The organism is Pseudomonas panipatensis (assembly GCF_900099785.1).
Taxonomy (GTDB): domain Bacteria; phylum Pseudomonadota; class Gammaproteobacteria; order Pseudomonadales; family Pseudomonadaceae; genus Pseudomonas; species Pseudomonas panipatensis.
The window spans coordinates 14087-31197 of record NZ_FNDS01000018.1 but is presented as its reverse complement, the minus strand read 5'-3'; the positions used below and the strand labels follow the sequence as shown (position 1 = coordinate 31197).

General features: G+C 68.2%; 16 protein-coding genes. 10 read left to right on the top strand and 6 right to left on the bottom strand.

The annotated features are described in order from the left end of the window. The first annotated feature begins 126 nt into the window (after positions 1-126). Positions 127-1080 carry a GlxA family transcriptional regulator gene (locus tag BLQ74_RS25975; protein WP_090268258.1) on the top strand — a complete coding sequence of 318 codons (954 nt, stop codon included), beginning with the start codon at positions 127-129 and terminating at the stop codon, positions 1078-1080. Positions 1081-1265: 185 nt separating this feature from the next. After that, the gene (locus BLQ74_RS25970) at positions 1266-1736 is read left to right on the top strand and encodes a nuclear transport factor 2 family protein (protein WP_090268256.1); all 471 of its coding nucleotides are present in this window, start codon (positions 1266-1268) and stop codon (positions 1734-1736) included. Positions 1737-1826: 90 nt separating this feature from the next. On the opposite strand, the gene BLQ74_RS25965 is transcribed toward BLQ74_RS25970, so the two are convergent. The 4 genes from BLQ74_RS25965 to BLQ74_RS25950 all read right to left on the bottom strand — a co-directional run bounded on the left by BLQ74_RS25965 (position 1827) and on the right by BLQ74_RS25950 (position 6191). Continuing rightward, positions 1827-3458, bottom strand: a complete 1632-nt coding sequence (locus tag BLQ74_RS25965) for a GMC family oxidoreductase (protein ID WP_090268254.1) — start codon at positions 3456-3458, stop codon at positions 1827-1829. Between the two features lie 34 nt (positions 3459-3492). After that, positions 3493-4326, bottom strand: a complete 834-nt coding sequence (locus BLQ74_RS25960) for an ABC transporter ATP-binding protein (RefSeq protein ID WP_090268252.1) — start codon at positions 4324-4326, stop codon at positions 3493-3495. Next, entirely contained in the window at positions 4314-5120 is an 807-nt protein-coding gene (locus BLQ74_RS25955; RefSeq protein ID WP_090268250.1) for an ABC transporter permease, read from the bottom strand. Before BLQ74_RS25955 ends, BLQ74_RS25960 begins: the two co-directional genes overlap by 13 nt. 90 nt (positions 5121-5210) lie before the next feature. Then, a complete protein-coding gene (locus BLQ74_RS25950) occupies positions 5211-6191 on the bottom strand; it encodes an ABC transporter substrate-binding protein (protein ID WP_090268248.1) in 981 nt (326 codons plus the stop codon). Here BLQ74_RS25950 and BLQ74_RS27505 point away from each other — a divergent pair. The 4 genes from BLQ74_RS27505 (at position 6190) to BLQ74_RS25930 (ending at position 8985) form a co-directional block, all read left to right on the top strand. Continuing rightward, entirely contained in the window at positions 6190-6411 is a 222-nt protein-coding gene (locus BLQ74_RS27505) for a hypothetical protein (RefSeq protein ID WP_090268246.1), read from the top strand. The genes BLQ74_RS25950 and BLQ74_RS27505 overlap by 2 nt on opposite strands. 255 nt (positions 6412-6666) lie before the next feature. Then, the gene (locus BLQ74_RS25940; RefSeq protein WP_090268244.1) at positions 6667-7371 is read left to right on the top strand and encodes a sulfotransferase family 2 domain-containing protein; all 705 of its coding nucleotides are present in this window, start codon (positions 6667-6669) and stop codon (positions 7369-7371) included. Between the two features lie 12 nt (positions 7372-7383). Continuing rightward, positions 7384-7995, top strand: coding sequence for an adenylyl-sulfate kinase (cysC, locus tag BLQ74_RS25935; protein WP_090268243.1), 612 nt, complete (start codon positions 7384-7386; stop codon positions 7993-7995). Positions 7996-8004: 9 nt separating this feature from the next. Beyond that, positions 8005-8985 carry an AEC family transporter gene (locus BLQ74_RS25930; protein WP_244507275.1) on the top strand — a complete coding sequence of 327 codons (981 nt, stop codon included), beginning with the start codon at positions 8005-8007 and terminating at the stop codon, positions 8983-8985. Between the two features lie 6 nt (positions 8986-8991). Here the strand turns inward: BLQ74_RS25930 and BLQ74_RS25925 are convergent, their stop codons facing one another. Continuing rightward, positions 8992-9486, bottom strand: a complete 495-nt coding sequence (locus BLQ74_RS25925; protein WP_090268239.1) for an LEA/WHy family protein — start codon at positions 9484-9486, stop codon at positions 8992-8994. 305 nt (positions 9487-9791) lie between these two features. On the opposite strand from BLQ74_RS25925, the gene BLQ74_RS25920 reads away from it, so the two are divergent. The 4 genes from BLQ74_RS25920 to BLQ74_RS25905 all read left to right on the top strand — a co-directional run bounded on the left by BLQ74_RS25920 (position 9792) and on the right by BLQ74_RS25905 (position 15866). Then, positions 9792-11513 (top strand): Na/Pi cotransporter family protein, encoded by a 1722-nt coding sequence (locus BLQ74_RS25920; protein WP_244507274.1) that lies wholly within the window; start codon positions 9792-9794, stop codon positions 11511-11513. Positions 11514-11627: 114 nt separating this feature from the next. Next, positions 11628-11951, top strand: coding sequence for a hypothetical protein (locus BLQ74_RS25915; protein ID WP_090268237.1), 324 nt, complete (start codon positions 11628-11630; stop codon positions 11949-11951). Positions 11952-12117: 166 nt separating this feature from the next. Next, complete coding sequence (locus BLQ74_RS25910; protein WP_090268235.1) at positions 12118-14298, top strand: putative bifunctional diguanylate cyclase/phosphodiesterase; 2181 nt, start codon at positions 12118-12120, stop codon at positions 14296-14298. Further along, complete coding sequence (locus BLQ74_RS25905) at positions 14295-15866, top strand: methyl-accepting chemotaxis protein (protein WP_090268233.1); 1572 nt, start codon at positions 14295-14297, stop codon at positions 15864-15866. Before BLQ74_RS25910 ends, BLQ74_RS25905 begins: the two co-directional genes overlap by 4 nt. Before the next feature lie 18 nt (positions 15867-15884). Here BLQ74_RS25905 and BLQ74_RS25900 read toward each other — a convergent pair whose 3' ends face one another. Next, the gene (locus BLQ74_RS25900; RefSeq protein WP_090268232.1) at positions 15885-16847 is read right to left on the bottom strand and encodes an NAD-dependent epimerase/dehydratase family protein; all 963 of its coding nucleotides are present in this window, start codon (positions 16845-16847) and stop codon (positions 15885-15887) included. Positions 16848-17111: the final 264 nt, after the last annotated feature.

The window sequence follows — 17111 nt, the reverse complement described above, 5'->3', positions numbered from 1 at the left end:
CAGCCGGCGGGGGGAAAAATCGCACCCTGGCGACCAGCTCTTGCACAGTAGCGACCTCCCCGATTGCCAGCGCCGGACAAATGTTCTATGCCGTGGGATGCCCGCCCGAATCGCCCGGATGACGCCATGTCCCACGACTACTGGTTCCTCCTGCTGCCCGGTTTTTCCGTGATGGGGTTCGTCTCCGCCGTGGAGCCGCTGCGGGTCGCCAACCGCTTCCGCGGCGAGCTTTACCGCTGGCACCTGCTGAGCCCGGACGGCGGGCCGGTGCTGGCCAGCAACGGCATGTCGATGAACGCCGACGGCGCCCTGGAGGCGCTGAAGAAAGGCGACACGCTGTTCGTCGTCGCCGGCTTCGACCCCTTGCGCGCCTGCACCCCGGCGCTGTTGCACTGGCTGCGCTGGCTGGATCGCGAAGGCGTGACCCTGGGCGGCATCGACACCGGCAGTTTCGTGCTCGCCGAAGCGGGCCTGCTCGAACGCCGGCGCTGCACCCTGCACTGGGAAGCGCTGGACGCTTTCCGCGAGAGTTATCCACAGTTGCAGGCGACCCAGGAGCTGTTCGAGATCGACGGGCCGCGCATCACCTCGGCCGGTGGCACCGCGTCGATCGACCTGATGCTCGACCTGATCGCCCGCGCCCATGGCCCGGCGCTGGCGGTGCAGGTTTCCGAACAGTTCGTGGTCGGGCGCATCCGCACCCGCCAGGACCACCAACGCCTGCAACTGGCCAGCCGCTACGGGGTGACCAACAAGAAGCTGGTGCAGGTGCTCGGGGCGATGGAACGGCACACCGAACCGCCCCTGAGCACCCTGGAGCTGGCCGAGGGCATCCAGGTCACGCGCCGCCAACTGGAGCGCCTGTTCCGCCTGTACCTGCACGACACGCCGTCGAACTTCTACCTCGGCCTGCGCCTGGACAAGGCCCGCCAGTTGCTGCGGCAGACCGACATGAGCGTGCTGGAAGTGGGCCTGGCCTGCGGCTTCGAATCGCCCTCCTACCTGTCGCGCAGCTACCGCGCGCGGTTCGGCCTGTGTCCGAGCCAGGATCGCGCGGCGCTGCCGAAAGTGGCGACGTAGGTCGCTCCTCGTAGCAAGGGAGGCGCACAGCGATACCCATCGATGGGTATCGCTACGCTCCACACCATCCTACGGGGAGGCGAAGCGCGGCTTGGCAATATCCGTGGGATCGATGTCGTTTATCCACAGGCGTTCGCGGCGCAACATGGCCGCAACGTCATCACCCGCGTCGCAGGAGCCCTGTCATGAGCGAAGTCCGCCCCCCACTCCCTCCCTTCACCCGCGACAGCGCGATGCAGAAGGTCCGCGCCGCCGAGGACGGCTGGAACAGCCGCGACCCGCAACGGGTGTCGCTGGCCTACAGCGCCGACAGCCGCTGGCGCAACCGTGCGACCTTCATCCGCGGTCGCGCCGAAATCGTCGAATTCCTCACCGGCAAGTGGCGCCGCGAACTGGATTACCGGCTGATCAAGGAACTCTGGGCCTTCGACGGCTCGCGCATCGCCGTGCGCTTCGCTTACGAGTGGCACGACGACTCGGGCAACTGGTTCCGCTCCTACGGCAACGAGAACTGGGCCTTCGACGACAACGGCCTGATGGTCGAGCGCCACGCCAGCATCAACGACCTGCCGATCCGCGAAGACCAACGGTTGTTCCACTGGCCGCTGGGCCGCCGCCCGGACGAACATCCGTCGCTCTCCGAGCTGGGCCTCTGAGCATCCGATGGCGGAACGCCCGCAGGATGGCGTGGCGCGCAGCGCTACCCATCGCCGTGAGCCGCATGGGTAGCGCAAGCTCCACCGATCCTACGCCGGAACTGCGGCCTCGCGCGGCGCGCCGGCGAAGCGCTCGGCGAGAATCAGCGCCGCGGCCTTTTCGCCGATCATGATGCAGGGCGCGTTGGTGTTGCCGCTGACCAGGGTCGGCATGATCGACGCATCGACCACGCGCAGCCCCTCCAGGCCGTGGACTTTCAGCCGTGGATCGACCACCGCCAGCGGGTCGGTGCCCATCTTGCAGGTGCCCACCGGATGGAACACGGTGGCGGCGTAGTCGCGCAGGTGCGCCAGCAATTGTTCGTCGCTCTGCACCTGCGGCCCGGGCAGCATCTCGGCGCCGCGCAGGGCGTCGAACTCCGGCTGGGCGAGGATCTTGCGCGCCAGCTTGATGCCTTCCAGCAACACCCGGCCGTCTTCCTCATCGGCGAGGAAGTTGTAGTCGATCTCGATGTCGCCGCCCGGCTTCACGCGCAGTTCGCCGATGCTCTTCGGGCGCAGCACGCAGGTGTGGATGGCATAGCCGTGGCCCCACTCGAACAGGCGCCCCCGGTGGCTGCGGTAGCCCGGCACGAAGTGGAACTGCACGTCGGGCAGGCCGTCGCTCAGCGGGGTGCGGGCGAAGCCGCCGGCCTCGACGTAATTGGTGGTCAGCCAGCCTTTTTTCTGCAGCAGGTACTTGAACGGCGACAGCAGCACGCTGGGCAGCGAGCCGAGGGAGAAGCCCAGACTCAGCGGGCTCGGCGAGCGCACCGTGACCAGGCCGTCGAGGTGGTCCTGGAGGTTCTTGCCGACCCCGGGCAGGTCGTGACGCACGACGATGCCGGCGGCTTCCAGTTCGGCGCGCGGGCCGATGCCGGAGGCCAGGAGAATCTGCGGCGAGCCGAGGGCCCCGGCGCACAGCAGCACCTCGCGGCGCGCCTGCAGCACGCGCGGCTGGCCGCCCTGCTCCAGTTCCAGGCCGCTGACGCGCTGGCCGTCGAGGCGCAGGCGACGCACCCGGCAGTCGGTCAGCACGCTGAGGTTCGGCCGCCGCAGCGGAGCGACGAAGGCGCGGTAGCTGCTCAGGCGCTTGGCGTCTTTCTGGGTGACGTTGTAGATGCCCACGCCTTCCAGCTCGCGGCCGTTGAAGTCGTCGTTACGGCGCAGGCCCATGCCCACCGCGGCTTTGACGAACAGCGCCGACAGCGGGTTGGGATCGCGCGGGCGGTCCACCACCAGTTCGCCGAGGGTGCCGTGCAGGGCCGGGTCCTGGCCGAGCAGGTTGCGCTCGGATTTCCTGAAGAACGGTAGCACGTCCTGCCAGCCCCAGCCGGGGCAGCCGGCCGCGGCCCAGCGGTCATAGTCGGACGCGTGGCCACGGATGTAGATCATGCTGTTCATCGAGCTGGAACCGCCCAGTGCCTTGCCGCGCGGGCAGTGCAGCGAGCGGTTGTTGAGACGCTTCTGCGGCGCCGAGAAGAAGTTCCAGCTATAGCGGCGGCTCTTGTACAGGGTGATGGTGCCGGCCGGGGTCTGGATGCGCGGGCTGGCATCGCTGCCGCCGGCCTCGATCAGGCACACGCGCACAGACGGGTCGGCGCTCAGGCGGTTGGCCAGGACGCAGCCGGCGGAACCGGCGCCGACGATGATGAAGTCGTAGCTTGGGTCGGAGAGAGACATGCTGATTACCGCTTGGCGTGGGAGATGGGGGCCATCAATGCGCCTCTTCGAGGTCGTCGTGGAGCAGGCCGAGGATCTCGCGCTTCATGTCGATGAAGCCGCGGTCCATGACCATGTCCAGCGAGCGCGGGCGTTCGATCGGCACGTCGAGGATGCGTTTGATCCGCCCCGGCCGGGCGCCCATGACGTAGACACGGTCACCGAGCAGGATGGCTTCGTCGATGTCGTGGGTGACGAACACCACGGTCTTCTTGCTGTGGTCCCAGACGCGCAGCAGCAGCTTTTGCATCTGCATGCGGGTCTGGCTGTCGAGGGCGCCGAAGGGTTCGTCCATCAGCAGGATCTGTGGGTCGTTGGCCAGCGCGCGGGCGATGGCCACGCGCTGCATCATGCCGCCGGAGAGCTGCTTCGGATAATTCCCGGCGAAGCGCGCCAGGCCGACTTCGTCGAGGTAGTAATCGACTATCTCGCGGCGCTCGGCGGCCGGCAGGCCACGGCGCTTGAGGCCGAACTCGATGTTCTCGCGCACCGTCAGCCAGGGGAACAGGGTGTAGCTCTGGAACACCATGCCACGGTCGGCGCCGGGCCCCTCGACGCGCTGGCCGCCGACGTAGATGTCGCCCTCGGTGGGCTCGGCGAGGCCGGCGGTGAGGTAGAGCAGGCTCGACTTGCCGCAGCCGGACGGGCCGACGATCACCGCGAACTGCTGGTCCGGCACCTCGAAGGAGACCTTCTCCAGCGCGCTGAAGGTGCCCCCCTCGGGGGTGCGGTAGCGCAGGCTGACCTCTTCCACGCGCAGCCGCGCCGGTTGCGCCCCCGGTGCGGCCTGCGCCGCGTCGTTGCGTTGCATCGCTGCTACTGCGCCCATGACGCCACCTTCAGTCGAATGATGCGGAACAGTTGGTCGGTGATCAGCCCGAGCAGGCCGATGATGGCGATGGCCAGGAAGATCACGTCGACCTGGAAACCACGCATGGCCTTCAGGCTGATGTAGCCCAGGCCGCTGCTCGCGGCGACCAGCTCGGCCACCACCAGGTAGGTCCAGGCCCAGCCCATGGTCACCCGCAGGGTATCGAGCACGCCGGGCAGCGAGGCCGGGCCGAGCACGTGCAGGACCACGTCGCGGCGGTTGCAGCCGAGGGTGTAGGAGGCGTTGACCAGGTCCTTGGCGACGCCGCGCGAAACGTCGGCGATCATCACCAGTTGCTGGAAGAACACGCCGAAGATGATCACCGTCACCCGCTGCTCCAGGCCGATGCCGATCCACAGGATGAACAGCGGCACGAAGGAGGTCACCGGCAGGTAGCGGATGAAGTTGACCAGCGGCTCGATGAACGCCTGGACGATGCGGAAGCTGCCCATCAGCAGGCCCAGGGGCACGGCCACCACCGAGGAGACGATGAAGCCGATCATCACCACTTCGACACTGGCCAGCACATGGGTGCCGAGGGTGCCGTCGCGCGTCAGGCGCACCGCGGCTTCGAGCACCGCGCCGGGGCTGGGCAGGAACATCGCGGGCACCAGCCCACCGTAGGAAAGCAGGGCCCAGAGGCCGAATACCAGCAGCCAGCAGATGGCGCTGGCGGACCACACCAGGCGGACCGGCAACTCGACCTTGGGGGTCAGGCAGCGGTTCAGCCAGGATTGCGAAGGACGTGACATCGCGGAATACCTCCATGCGGATGGCCATGGCCATCCGTCAGGACGTGGAACGGTTGGGGACGCTTGGGGCGGGCGCGTGGCCCGCCACCGTCACTGCACGACGAAGCGGGTGTCGATCAGGTCGTCGTAGCTGACCTGGAAGGTCTTGCCCTGCAGCGAACTCCAGGTCTCGTTGGCCAGGCCGATGATGGCCTTGATGTCGCCGGGCTTGCCGGCGCTGCCGAGGAGCTTCTCGCTCATGGCCTCGTCGTAGAAGCGCACGCCCTTGGCCGCGTTGGCCAGCTCCTTGGGATCGGAGAGGTAACCGCCGACGCCCTTGGCCATGATCGCGTAGGCCTCCTGCGGGTGCTCCTGGGTGTACTGCACGGCCTTGTACAGACCCTTGACCAGCGCCTTGACGTCCTCCGGCTGCTTCTCGATGACGTCGCAGTTAAGCGCCACCACGTCGACGATCACGCCAGGGGTGGCGGTGCTATCGACCAGCACCTTGCCCTGCTGCTTTTCGCGCACCAGCGACAGGTGCGGCTCCCAGGTCACCGCGGCGGGCACGCGGCCGGCGATGAAGGCGGTGGCGGCGTCGTCGGCGGTCATGTTCTGCACCTTGATGTCGCTCAGCGACATGCCGGCGTTCTTCAGCAGGTAGGACAGCCAGAACTGCGACACCGAGCCTTCGTTGACCGCCACTTCCTTGCCTTTCAGCTCGGCCAGGCTGTTGACCTCCTTGCCGACCAGCACGCCGTCGCCGCCATGGCTGTCGTCCAGCGCGGCCACGGCCTTGAAGCAGAACTGCGGGCGGTACTTGAGGATCTCATCGATGGTCGAGGCCGAGCCGGAGAGTTTCCCGGAGGCCTGCGCGGCCATGTACATCGAGGCCTCCTCGATGGGCGTCAGTTGCAGGTCGAGGCCCTGCTCCTTGAAGTAGCCGAGGTCGCGGGCGAGGTACAGGGTGCCGTAGCCGACCCAGGTGGTGTGGCCGATGGACAGGGTACCGGCCTGCGCGCCGGCGGCGGCGCCGAGCAGCCCGGCAAGGGCGAGGGGACGAGCGAAACGCACGAGCAAGGACTGGTTCATGAAGCACTCCCACAGCCGATTTGGCTTGTTATTGATGAACTGCGGCAGTGGCCAGAAGGCCGAAGGAACGAATCTCACCGGAACGTGCGTGGCGCGGGACTCTGCGGACCCTGCGGCCGATGTCGTCCTCGACGGGCAAGACGAACGACGGCACGTGACAGAGCGATGGTGGCCGAAGCGGGAGGCTCGGAAAATTATTAAATATGTGGTCGCGACATAAGAAAAAGCTGGCTTGCGCCGACGCCCATGGCCATCGGCGAAGCGCCGCCGCGGATGTCCCGTGCCCCCACGCGAAGCCCCCGACCGATGGGGGTCAGCGAAATGTGTCAACTTCTTTACAATCTTGACCAAGAAGGAATATCCACATTCCGGACGCCTGCTAAGGTTGCCTGGCAATGACCCAGACCGGCGACACCGCGTCCCGACCGATCACCCAATGCAACCGGAGAGACCCTCTGGAGCCATGAGGGCCCCCATGCTGCAACGCTATTTCTGGAAACTCCTGCCCAAGCGCCAACGGGCCTTCCTGCTCGCGCGCCTGCCCGCGCACGAGCGGCAGATCGTCAACAAGGCGATGTCGGGCAATCTGCGTTTTCCCGATTACTTCCGCCAGCGTGCCTGCCTGTTCATCCATGTGCCCAAGTGCGCCGGCAGCAGCCTCTGCGCCGCCCTGTTCGACAACGGCCGGCCCGGCCACCTGCCGTTGCACTGGTACGAGCAACAGTTCCCCCGCGAGTACGCCGAGAGCTTCAAGTTCAGCTTCGTCCGCGACCCGCTGGAGCGCGCCTATTCCGCCTATGCCTTCCTGCGCGGCAATCCGCTGGGCAAGCGCGACCAGGCGGCCCAGCAGATGGTCGGCAAGTACCGTGACTTCGATGACTTCGTCAGCCACTGGCTGCACCCGGACAACCTGCATAAGCTGCTGCACTTCGTGCCGCAGACCGACTTCCTGATCAATTCCCTGGGCCACCTGGAAATGGACTTCATCGGCCGCCAGGAGCGCCTGGAAGAAGACTTCCGAGCCCTCTGCGAGCGCCTGGGCAACGACGCCCGGCTGCCGCACCTGAATGCCACGCAAAAGCGCGAGCAAGGAACCATCCGCGACTTCTGCAACACACGTACCCGCCGCCTGGTGCGCCGCGCCTATCAACGCGACTACCAGTTGCTTGGCTATGAGTGAAGAGAGCCTACGATGACCCGCGCTACACAAATACACCCCCACGCCTTGAGCGTCGCCCGCGAGGCCCGCGCCACGCAGAAAGGCCAGCGTCCCTGCTGCGTCTGGCTGACCGGCCTGTCCGGCGCCGGCAAGTCGACCCTGGCCAACGCCCTCGACCTGGCGCTGCACGACGCCGGCGTACACAGCTTCCTGCTCGATGGCGACAACGTCCGCCGCGGGCTGTGCAACGACCTGGACATGAGCGCCGAAGGCCGCCGCGAGAACATCCGTCGCATCGCCGAGGTGGCCCGCCTGATGGCCGACGCCGGGCTGGTGGTGATCGTCTCGGCGATCTCGCCGTTCCGCGCCGAGCGTGATGCCGCGCGCGCCCTGTTCAGTGCCGAGGAGTTCTTCGGCGTGTATGTCAGCACGCCCTTCGAGGTCTGCGCGCAACGCGATCCCAAAGGCCTGTACCAGGCCGCCCTGGAAGGCCGCATCAAGCACTTCACCGGCCTCGACAGCCCCTACGAGGCACCGCTGGACGCCGACCTGGAGCTGGATACCTCCAGCCTCGACCTCGACGAAGCGAGCCGCCGCCTGCTGCACCAGGTGCTGCTGCGCTGCCGTCCCGACGCGGGACACTGAGCCACGGCGATTCGACTTGCCGGGCCCGCCGCGGGCTCGGCAAGATGGCCGCACCAGCCGCCTCGCGGAGTCACCGTGACCCTCCTGTTCCAGGCCCTCTGGCCACTCTTCGCGCTGATCGTCGGCGGTTTCCTGCTGCGCCGCCGCGGCTTCCCCGGCGAGGCCTTCTGGCCGGCGGCGGAACGCCTGAACTACTTCATCCTGTTCCCCGCCCTGCTGTTCGCCAGCCTGGCCAAGGCGCCGCTGCGCGAGCCCGGTCTGGCGCGGCTGGCGCTGGCGGTGCTGCTCGGCCTGGGCTGCGCCTGGCTTGGGCTGCTGCTCTGGCGGCGCCTGCGCGGCTGGGACGCGGCGCGCTTCGGCGCCCTGGCGCAGGGCGTGCTGCGCTTCAACACCTACCTGGGCCTGGCGGCGGTGGGCAGTCTCTACGGCAAGCCGGGGCTGACCCTGGCCGCACTGCTGCTGGCGCTGATGGTGCCGGCGGTGAACCTGCTGTCGGTGTGGGCGCTGACTGCCGAACGCGGCATCAGCCCGCGCGCGCTGCTGCTACCGGTCCTGAAGAACCCGCTGATCCTCGCCTGCGCCGCTGGCGCGCTGGTCAATCTCGCCGGGGTCGAGCTGGACGGCGGCAGTGCGCGCCTGTTCGACCTGCTGGCCGTGGCCAGCCTGCCGCTGGGCCTGCTCTGCGTCGGCGCCGCGTTGCAACCGCGCGAGCTACGCGCCGCACTGCCGACCTTGCTCGGCGCCTGCGCCGTGCGCCTGCTGGGCATGCCGGCACTGGCCTTCGGGATTGCCCGGCTGCTCGGCCTGGCGCCCCTGGAAAGCGCCGTGCTGATCCTGTTCTTCGCCCTGCCCACGGCGCCCACCGCCTATGTCCTGACCCGCCAGCTCGGCGGCGACAGTCACCTGATGGCCGGCCTCATCACCCTGCAGACCCTGCTCGCCGGCGCCAGCCTGCTGGGCCTGCTCTGGCTGATCCAGGCCGCGGCCTGAGCGCGGCTATTTCAGCGTGCCGGTCGGGGCCGGCCAGTCGAGCACGCCCTGGTCGTGGAAACGCACGGTGCTGAACAGTCCGGCGGCGAGCTTGCCGTTGAGTTCGTAAGGCAGTCCCTGACGCGGCGCCCAGCTGCTCAGCCCCCAGGCCTGGCGCGCCAGGCGGAAGGCGGAAATGCTCACCGGCACCTTCAGCACGGTCTCGCCGAAGCGCGGCACCTGGCCCGGCTGGTCGCTGACGCCGCTGGCCAGCGGCTGGCCGTTGATGCTCAGGTCCAGCGCCACGCCGTTATAGTCGATGGCCCGCTCGTTGGGGTTCTGCACCCGCAGCTTGACCGCGAAGCGCGCCTCCATGCCCTGCCCGGGCAGGGGCTCCAGGCCCACCAGGTCGACGCGCAGCGGATCGCCGGGGCCGAACAGGCTGCTACAGGCGCCGAGGCCGAGCACCAGCAGCAGCGGCGCCAGCAGACGGAACAGGGAAAGCGACGGGCGGTTAGGCATGAAGGCTCCTGTGACGATGGGCCGAACCGTGCGGCAGGCCGGCAGGCTATAGCCCGGCAGTCTAGCCGGAGCACTTATCCACAGCGGGAAAATTCTCGGTGCGAAAGCGGCCAAGAAGCCGTCGGCGGTCTTTACTCATGGGAAAGAAGCTCGACGAATCAGGCGCTTGGCGAACCTCCACGGGAATGCGGGGGTCTACCATGACATCTGGCTGACAATACGCCTGGCCGTCGCCAGCCCAGCCCATGCGCCAACGCGTCTGGCACGGGCACTGGCGGCTGGCGACGCTGTACGAGGGGGCCGCCATGCTGAAATTGCTCGATCTGCTCTCCGCCGTCGCCCTGCTCGTCTGGGGCACCCATATCGTCCGCAGCGGCATCCTGCGGGTCTACGGCGCCAACCTACGACGCATCCTCAGCCGCAGCGTGCGCAAGCCTCCGCTGGCCTTCGCCGCCGGCATCGGCGTCACCGCCCTGGTGCAAAGCAGCAACGCCACCGCGCTGCTGGCTACCTCCTTCGTCGCCAGCGGCCTGATGGCCCTGGCCCCGGCGCTGGCGATCATGCTCGGCGCCGACGTCGGTACGGCGCTGATGGCGCGGGTGCTGACCTTCGACCTGTCGTGGCTGTCGCCGCTCTTGATCTTCTTCGGGGTGATCTTCTTCCTCAGCCGCAAGCAGACCCGCATCGGCCAGCTCGGCCGGGTGTTCATCGGCCTCGGCCTGATCATCCTGGCGCTGCAACTGATCGTCGCCGCCGCCGAGCCCATGACCCAGGCCAAAGGCGTCAAGGTGCTGTTCTCCAGCCTCACCGGCGACGTCATGCTCGATGCCCTGACCGGCGCGCTCTTCGCCATGATCTCCTACTCCAGCCTGGCCGCCGTGCTGCTCACCGCGACCCTGGCGACCTCCAAGGTGATCTCGCTGAAGGTCGCCCTGTGCCTGGTGGTCGGCGCCAACCTCGGCAGCGGCATCCTGGCGCTGATCAGCGCCTCCGCGCAGAACGCCGCCGGCCGCCGAGTGGCCCTCGGCAGCCTGTTGTTCAAGGTCGTCGGCTGCGCCCTGGTGCTGCCCCTGGTCGGCCCCCTGGCGCAGTGGATGGACGGCTGGCCGTTCCGCAGCCAGGAGCTGGTGATCGCCTTCCACGTCCTCTACAACTCGCTGCGCTGCCTCGCCTGCCTGCCGCTGACCACCCAGATGGCGGCCTTCTGCACGCGCCTGATGCCCGACCGCGCCACCCCCGAGGACCGCGTGCGGCCGCGCCACCTCGACCCGGCGGCGCTGGACACGCCGAGCCTGGCGCTGGTCAACGCGGTCCGTGAAACCCTGCGCATGGGCGATATCGTCGAACAGATGCTGCTCGACCTGCTGCAGATCATCCGCGGCGGCGACGCCCTGCTCGGCAAGCAGATCCGCAAGCTCGACGACGACGTCGACGCGCTCTACACAGCGATCAAGCTGTACCTGGCGCGCATGCCCCGCGAGGACCTCGGCGAACGCGACAGCCGGCGCTGGGCCGAGGTCATCGAACTGGCGATCAACCTGGAGCAGGCCGGCGACATCATCGAGCACATGCTCAGTGCCGTGCAGGACAAGAAGACCTCGCGCAGCCGCTCGTTCTCCGCCAATGGCCTGGCCGAGATCACCGCCCTGCACAGCCAACTGCTGGTCAACCTGCGCCTGAGCCTGTCGGTGTTCCTCAACGGCGACCAGGAAGGCGCCCACCGCCTGCGCCGGGCCAAGCAGCGCTTCCGCCTGCAGGAGCGGCGCTACGCCCACGCCCACGTCGACCGCCTGCGCCAACAGGTGGTGCAGAGCATCGAGACCAGCTCCCTGCACCTGGACCTGATCAGCGACATGAAGCGCCTCAACTCGCTGTTCTGCGCCATCGCCTACGCCGTGCTGGACAACCCCGAGGCAGCCGCCAGCGCCGCCGAAGAATCCTTCGCCGAGGCCGGCGAGCCCGGCGCGGCGGCACTCGACGGGCTCGCCGTGGAGGTCGCGGCGCCGGGCTCCGGTGCCGCCGGTTGAACCTGTTCCCGGTCGGATTGCCGGGCAATGCCCCTGGCGGAACTGATCCACGTCAATGCCAGCGGCAAGTAATCGGCTAGGGTTGCTGGCTATTTGCTATCGATGACCGATCCCATGACTGTCTCCCGGCCACCGGCGCAGCTTTTGGTGGCCACCCAGGACGAACCCCTGGCCCGCCAGATACGCGCCCTGCTGGCCGCCTGCAATGTGCCCTGCACCGTGCTCAGCAGTCACCAGGACTGCCAGCAGGCGCCCCTCTGCCGCTGGTTGCAGAACGAACCCTTGAGCGATACCGCGCGCATCCACGCTCTGCTGGCCGACGCCATCAGCGTGCTGGAGCACAGCCGGCATGCCTTCAAGTCCCGCGAACTGGGCCAGCTACGCCACCGCTTGCGTGATGCGCTGAAAGAGTTGTCTGACGGTCCGCGAGTAGTGTAAAACTTCCCGACCCGCGTTCCGCCTCTGTGTGTGGAAGCTGGCTTTGCCGGGCAGGATGCCAAAGGCCTGCAAGACAAAGCGCTGTGTTCGTCGCTGTTCATTCGAGCGACGCACCGGCGCTTTTTTTATGCCCGCAAAAAAAAGAAGAACAGCAAGGAGAAGAGGCATGGGCCTGGGACCCAAGCTTGACAGCGTGCTCAACCGCATCGGCCTGTCGCCGGCGGAAATCGGACAGCGCTTGCGCTATCTGCAATGGCAAGACAGCGACATGTGTCCGCTGCTCGACAAAGCGGCGGATCAGGAAGACAGCCACCGACGCTTCATCGAGCGGCTCTACGAACACCTCGGCCACTTCGAGCCGATGGCCGGCATTCTGCGCGACCCGGTGATCCTCGAACGGCTCAAGCGCAGCCAACTGGCCTACTACCAGCAACTCTGGGACGCCCCCTTCGACTCCGGCTACGTGCACGACCGACTGCGCATCGGCCTGGTGCACCAGCAGGTCGGCGTCGAGCTGAAGTGGTACCTGGGCGCCTACCGCCTGTACCTGGAGCACATGCTCGACGAACTCTTCGCCGAGCATCCGAACGCCGCGGCCTTCTCCAGCCTGCTCAAGCGCGTGTTCTTCGACATGTCACTGGCCATCGACACCTACGGCGCCGCCCAGCGCCAGGCCCTGGAAGACAGCGAGGCGCGCTTCGCCCGCGCCCTGCGCGGAGCCAACGACGGCATCTGGGACTGGGACCTGGCCAACGACCGGCTGTACGTCTCCGAGCGCTGGACCAGCATGCTCGGCCTGAGCCGCGACAGCCTCGGCGAAGGCAGCGCCAGTTGGTTCGCCCGCGTGCACCCGGACGACCTGCCCGGTCTGCGCCAGGCCATCGACGCCCACCTGCGCGGCAACAGCGCCTTGCTCAACCACGAATACCGCATCCGCCAGCGCGACGGCGGCTACCTCTGGGTGCTCACCCGCGGCGTCACCACCGACGGGCGCATGGCCGGCTCGCAAGCCGACATCAGCCAGCGCAAGGCCAGCGAACACCAGCTCAGCCACGCCGCCCGCCACGATCCGCTCACCGGCCTGGCCAACCGCCTGCGCCTGGACGAACTGCTGCAACAGGCCCTGCTGCGCCAGCAACGCCCCGGCGCGCGCGAGGCCGGCCTGCTGTTCGTCGACCTCGACCGCTTCAAGCTGATCAACGACAGCCTCGGCCATGCGGTCGGCGACCGCGTGCTGGTGGAGGTCGCCCAGCGCCTGCTGCGTTGCCTGCGCCCCGGCGACCACCTGGCGCGTTTCGGCGGCGACGAGTTCGTCGTGCTGCTCGACGACATGGCCAGCCTGGACGACGCCGAGAAGGTCGCCCAGCGCATGCTCGACTGCCTGCACCAACCGCTGCACCTGGAAGGCCGCACCCTGGTGGTGAGCGCCAGCATCGGCATCACCGGGCTGATCGCCGAGGGCCAGGCGATCAATTCGCTGCAGGCCGCCGACCTCGCCCTGTACCGCGCCAAGGAAGCCGGCAAGGCGCAGTACGCGCGTTACAGCAGCGAGCTGCAGGCCGCCGCGCAACAGCGCCTGGAACTGGAAAGCGCGCTGGCCCAGGCGCTCGAACGCGACGAGTTCAGCCTGCATTACCAACCGATCCTGCGCATCGACGTCGAACCGCCGCAATGGGTCGCGGTGGAGGTGCTGCTGCGCTGGAGGCACCAGGGCGAAACGGTGTCGCCGTTGCGCTTCATCCCGGCGCTGGAGGAGTCCGGCGAGATCGTCCGGGTCGGCGACTGGGTGTTGCGCCAGGCCTGCCGGCAGACCCTCGCCTGGCAACGCAACGGCCATCCGCAGCTGTACTGCTCGGTGAACCTGTCCATCCGCCAGTTGCAGCAGCCCGGCTTCGCCGAGCGGGTCCGGCAGATACTCACGGAAACCGGCCTGGCCGCGTCGAGCCTGGTGCTGGAAATCACCGAAAGCCTGCTGATGCAGGACGGCGCCGAGACCCTCGCCTGCCTGCGCGAGCTGGCCGCCTACGGCGTGCGCCTGGCACTCGATGACTTCGGCACCGGCTACTCGTCGCTGGGCTACCTCAAGCGCTTCCCGCTGCACATGCTGAAAGTCGACCGCAGCTTCATCACGCAGACCCCCGACGATACCGAGCTGAGCGCCATCTGCCGCGCCATCATCGGTCTCGGCCGCAGCCTGGGCCTGGAAGTGGTGGCCGAGGGCGTCGAACGCATCGAGCACCTGAACTTCCTGCGCGAGGAGCGCTGCCGCTTCGCCCAAGGCTTCCTGTTCAGCCCGCCACGGGCGCCAGAGCAGTTGTTCGAGGCAACCCAGGAGAACGCCCTATGAAGATCAACCTGCCGGTCAGCGGCCGCGAGGTGGACGTACCGGCCACCGCCAATATCCTCTCCACCACCGATCTCAAAGGCGCCGTCACCCACATCAACCCCGACTTCATCCAGATCAGCGGCTTCAGCCCCGAGGAGCTGCTCGGCTACAACCACAACCGCGTGCGCCACCCGGACATGCCGCCGGCGGCCTTCGCCCATCTGTGGCAGACCCTGCAGGCCGGGCGGAACTGGATGGGCCTGGTGAAGAACCGCTGCAAGAACGGCGACCACTACTGGGTCAGCGCCTTCGTCACGCCGATCCGCCGCGATGGCAAGGTGGTCGAATACCAGTCGGTGCGCACCCGCGCCAGCGCCGCCGAAGTCGCCGCCGCCGAACAGCTCTATGCCCGCCTGAGCGCCGGCTGGCAGCCGCGCAAGCCGCGTCTGAGCCTGGCCATGCGCCTGCTCGCCGGGCTGGCCGTGGCCCAGGGCGCCGGTGCCCTGCTCACGGTGCTCGCGCCGTCGCTGGCGCCAGCCGCGTTCGTTCTCGCCCTGGGCCTGGGCGGCGCCTGGCTGTGGCACGGCCTGCGGCCCCTGCAAGCGTTGCTGGCGCACGCGCGCAAGGTCGCCGACAACCCGGTCAGCCAACGCCTGTACAGCGGGCGTGTCGACGAATTCGGCGAACTCGACTTCGCCCTGCGCATGCTCGAAGCCGAGACCGCCGCGGTGGTCGGACGCATGGCCGATGCCTCGCGCCAGCTCGCCGAACATGCCGGCGAGCTGGCCGCCGCGGTGGACTGCGGCAGCGTCGGCACACGCCGCCAGCAACAGGAAACCGACCAGGTGGCCAGCGCCATGCAGCAACTGGCGCAAAGCGTCCAGGAGGTGGCGCAGCACGCCCAGCACAGTGCGGTGGCGGCGCAATGCAGCGAGCGCGTGACCCAGGTCGGCCATGGCGAGGTGGAGGTGACCCGCGCGCAACTGGCCACGCTGGAGAACGGCGTGCGCCAGGCGAGCGACGCGGTGGAGCAACTGCAAGGCCACAGCGGCGCGATTTCGCGGGTGCTCGAAGTGATCCAGGAAGTCGCCGGGCAGACCAACCTGCTGGCGCTCAACGCCGCCATCGAAGCCGCCCGGGCAGGGGAAGCCGGGCGCGGTTTCGCCGTGGTCGCCGACGAAGTGCGCGCCCTGGCCTCGCGCACCCAGGACTCGGCCCAGGAAATCCACGGCCTGATCAATGACCTGCAGCGTGGCGCCAGCGATTCGGTCGAGGCCCTGCAACGCAGCTGCGAGCAGGCGCTGGCCAGCCTCGACCAGGCCGGACGCGCCGCCGGGGCGCTGGAGGAAATCCGTGGCCAGGTGGCGGCGATCCAGCGCATGAGCCTGGACATCGCCGGCGCCATCGAGGAGCAGAGCACCGCCAGCGAAGACATCCAGCGCAGTCTGCTGGCGATTCGCGAATCGGCCGACGGCAACGCCGCCAGCGCCAGCAGCAGCCAGACCAGCGCCGCGCGGGTGGCGGCCCTGGCCGAGGAGTTGCGCCTGCTCGCCGGGCATTTCTGGGAGGGTCGGCGCAGCGGCACCTGAGCCGCGCCGGTGGCTGGCCTACTCGCGCGCGGCCAGCCCGCGCGCGGCAAGGAAGGCCATGAAGGCCTCGCGGCTGGAATAGCGCGGGCAATAGCCGAACTCTTCCTTCAAGCGGCGGTTGTCCAGCACCGGGCGGTAGCGCAGGAAGTCCACCTGCTCGGGGCCGTAGCGCGACAGCCCGAGCGGCTTGAGCACGGCCAGCGCGCCGCGCAGCAGCGGGGCCGGCAGCGCGCGATAGGGCTTGTCGAGGATTTCGGCGATCTCGCGCAGGCTCAGCGCGCCGTCGCCGGCCAGGTTGTAGATGCCTTCGCTGCCGCGCTCCAGGCCCTGGCGGATGACGTTGACCACGTCCTGCACCCAGATGAACCCGACGCCACCGCAACGACCGCTCAGGCCGAGAATCGAACGGCGGCGGAACAGGTCGATGACCGGATTGTGCGCGCCACGGCCAAGGATGGTGCCGGGGCGCAGGATCAACTGGCGCATCTGTGGATAAGTGCTCCGGGCCTCTTCCAGCAGTTGCTCGATTTCATGCTTGTGGCGGGCATAGACGAACTGCGAATGGCCGCGCAGCGGGTGACTTTCGTCGATCAGTTCGGGATTGTCCGGGTGGAAACCATAGGCCGCGCCGGAACTGGCGACGATCAACTGGCGCACGGCATTTTCGCCGGCCGCCGCGATCAGCCGCTTGCTGCCGCCCACCTCGATGGCGTGCAGGCGGGCGAGCGACATGTCCGCGGGCGGATTGATCACCGCCGCCAGGTGCACGATGGCATCGGGACGGCAGGCGCGCACGCCATCCATCACCTGCTTGGGGTGGCCGATGTCCAGCAGCATCGGCTCGACGTTGTGGCGCAGTCCCTGGCTCGGCAGGCTGCGCACATCGGCGGCGATCAGGGTCCAGTCCAGGTGCTGGATGGCCAATTCGTTGATCAGGTGCTGGCCGATGTAGCCGGCAGCGCCGGTAATCATGACCCGCATAGGCTCGCTCTCGGCTTAAGGCTGAAACGACAGTCTGCATCCGCTGGCCAACGCGCCACAGGGGATCGTCCCCCCCGCCCGCTGGTCGACCGGCCTCCAGGCGGCGACGGCGGGACACGCTGTCCGGGCAGATCCAGGCTCTCCATCGGATAAGATTCCAACAACCATAGCCGACTGAGGCGAATACGCCGCATGACCATTCGGCGCGCGCTCGCCAGCCGGTCGCCAATGGGTAGGTAGATCACCGCCAATCCGCTATCCTCG

What these genes read in the sequence shown, in the direction of transcription:
- BLQ74_RS25975 (WP_090268258.1), top strand. Translation starts at nt 127, where the DNA reads ATGTCCCACGACTACTGGTTCCTCCTGCTGCCCGGTTTTTCCGTGATG.
- BLQ74_RS25970 (WP_090268256.1), top strand. Translation starts at nt 1,266, where the DNA reads ATGAGCGAAGTCCGCCCCCCACTCCCTCCCTTCACCCGCGACAGCGCG.
- BLQ74_RS25965 (WP_090268254.1), bottom strand. Translation starts at nt 3,458, where the DNA reads ATGTCTCTCTCCGACCCAAGCTACGACTTCATCATCGTCGGCGCCGGT.
- BLQ74_RS25960 (WP_090268252.1), bottom strand. Translation starts at nt 4,326, where the DNA reads ATGGGCGCAGTAGCAGCGATGCAACGCAACGACGCGGCGCAGGCCGCA.
- BLQ74_RS25955 (WP_090268250.1), bottom strand. Translation starts at nt 5,120, where the DNA reads ATGTCACGTCCTTCGCAATCCTGGCTGAACCGCTGCCTGACCCCCAAG.
- BLQ74_RS27505 (WP_090268246.1), top strand. Translation starts at nt 6,190, where the DNA reads ATGAAGCACTCCCACAGCCGATTTGGCTTGTTATTGATGAACTGCGGC.
- BLQ74_RS25950 (WP_090268248.1), bottom strand. Translation starts at nt 6,191, where the DNA reads ATGAACCAGTCCTTGCTCGTGCGTTTCGCTCGTCCCCTCGCCCTTGCC.
- BLQ74_RS25940 (WP_090268244.1), top strand. Translation starts at nt 6,667, where the DNA reads ATGCTGCAACGCTATTTCTGGAAACTCCTGCCCAAGCGCCAACGGGCC.
- cysC (WP_090268243.1), top strand. Translation starts at nt 7,384, where the DNA reads ATGACCCGCGCTACACAAATACACCCCCACGCCTTGAGCGTCGCCCGC.
- BLQ74_RS25925 (WP_090268239.1), bottom strand. Translation starts at nt 9,486, where the DNA reads ATGCCTAACCGCCCGTCGCTTTCCCTGTTCCGTCTGCTGGCGCCGCTG.
- BLQ74_RS25920 (WP_244507274.1), top strand. Translation starts at nt 9,792, where the DNA reads ATGCTGAAATTGCTCGATCTGCTCTCCGCCGTCGCCCTGCTCGTCTGG.
- BLQ74_RS25915 (WP_090268237.1), top strand. Translation starts at nt 11,628, where the DNA reads ATGACTGTCTCCCGGCCACCGGCGCAGCTTTTGGTGGCCACCCAGGAC.
- BLQ74_RS25910 (WP_090268235.1), top strand. Translation starts at nt 12,118, where the DNA reads ATGGGCCTGGGACCCAAGCTTGACAGCGTGCTCAACCGCATCGGCCTG.
- BLQ74_RS25905 (WP_090268233.1), top strand. Translation starts at nt 14,295, where the DNA reads ATGAAGATCAACCTGCCGGTCAGCGGCCGCGAGGTGGACGTACCGGCC.
- BLQ74_RS25900 (WP_090268232.1), bottom strand. Translation starts at nt 16,847, where the DNA reads ATGCGGGTCATGATTACCGGCGCTGCCGGCTACATCGGCCAGCACCTG.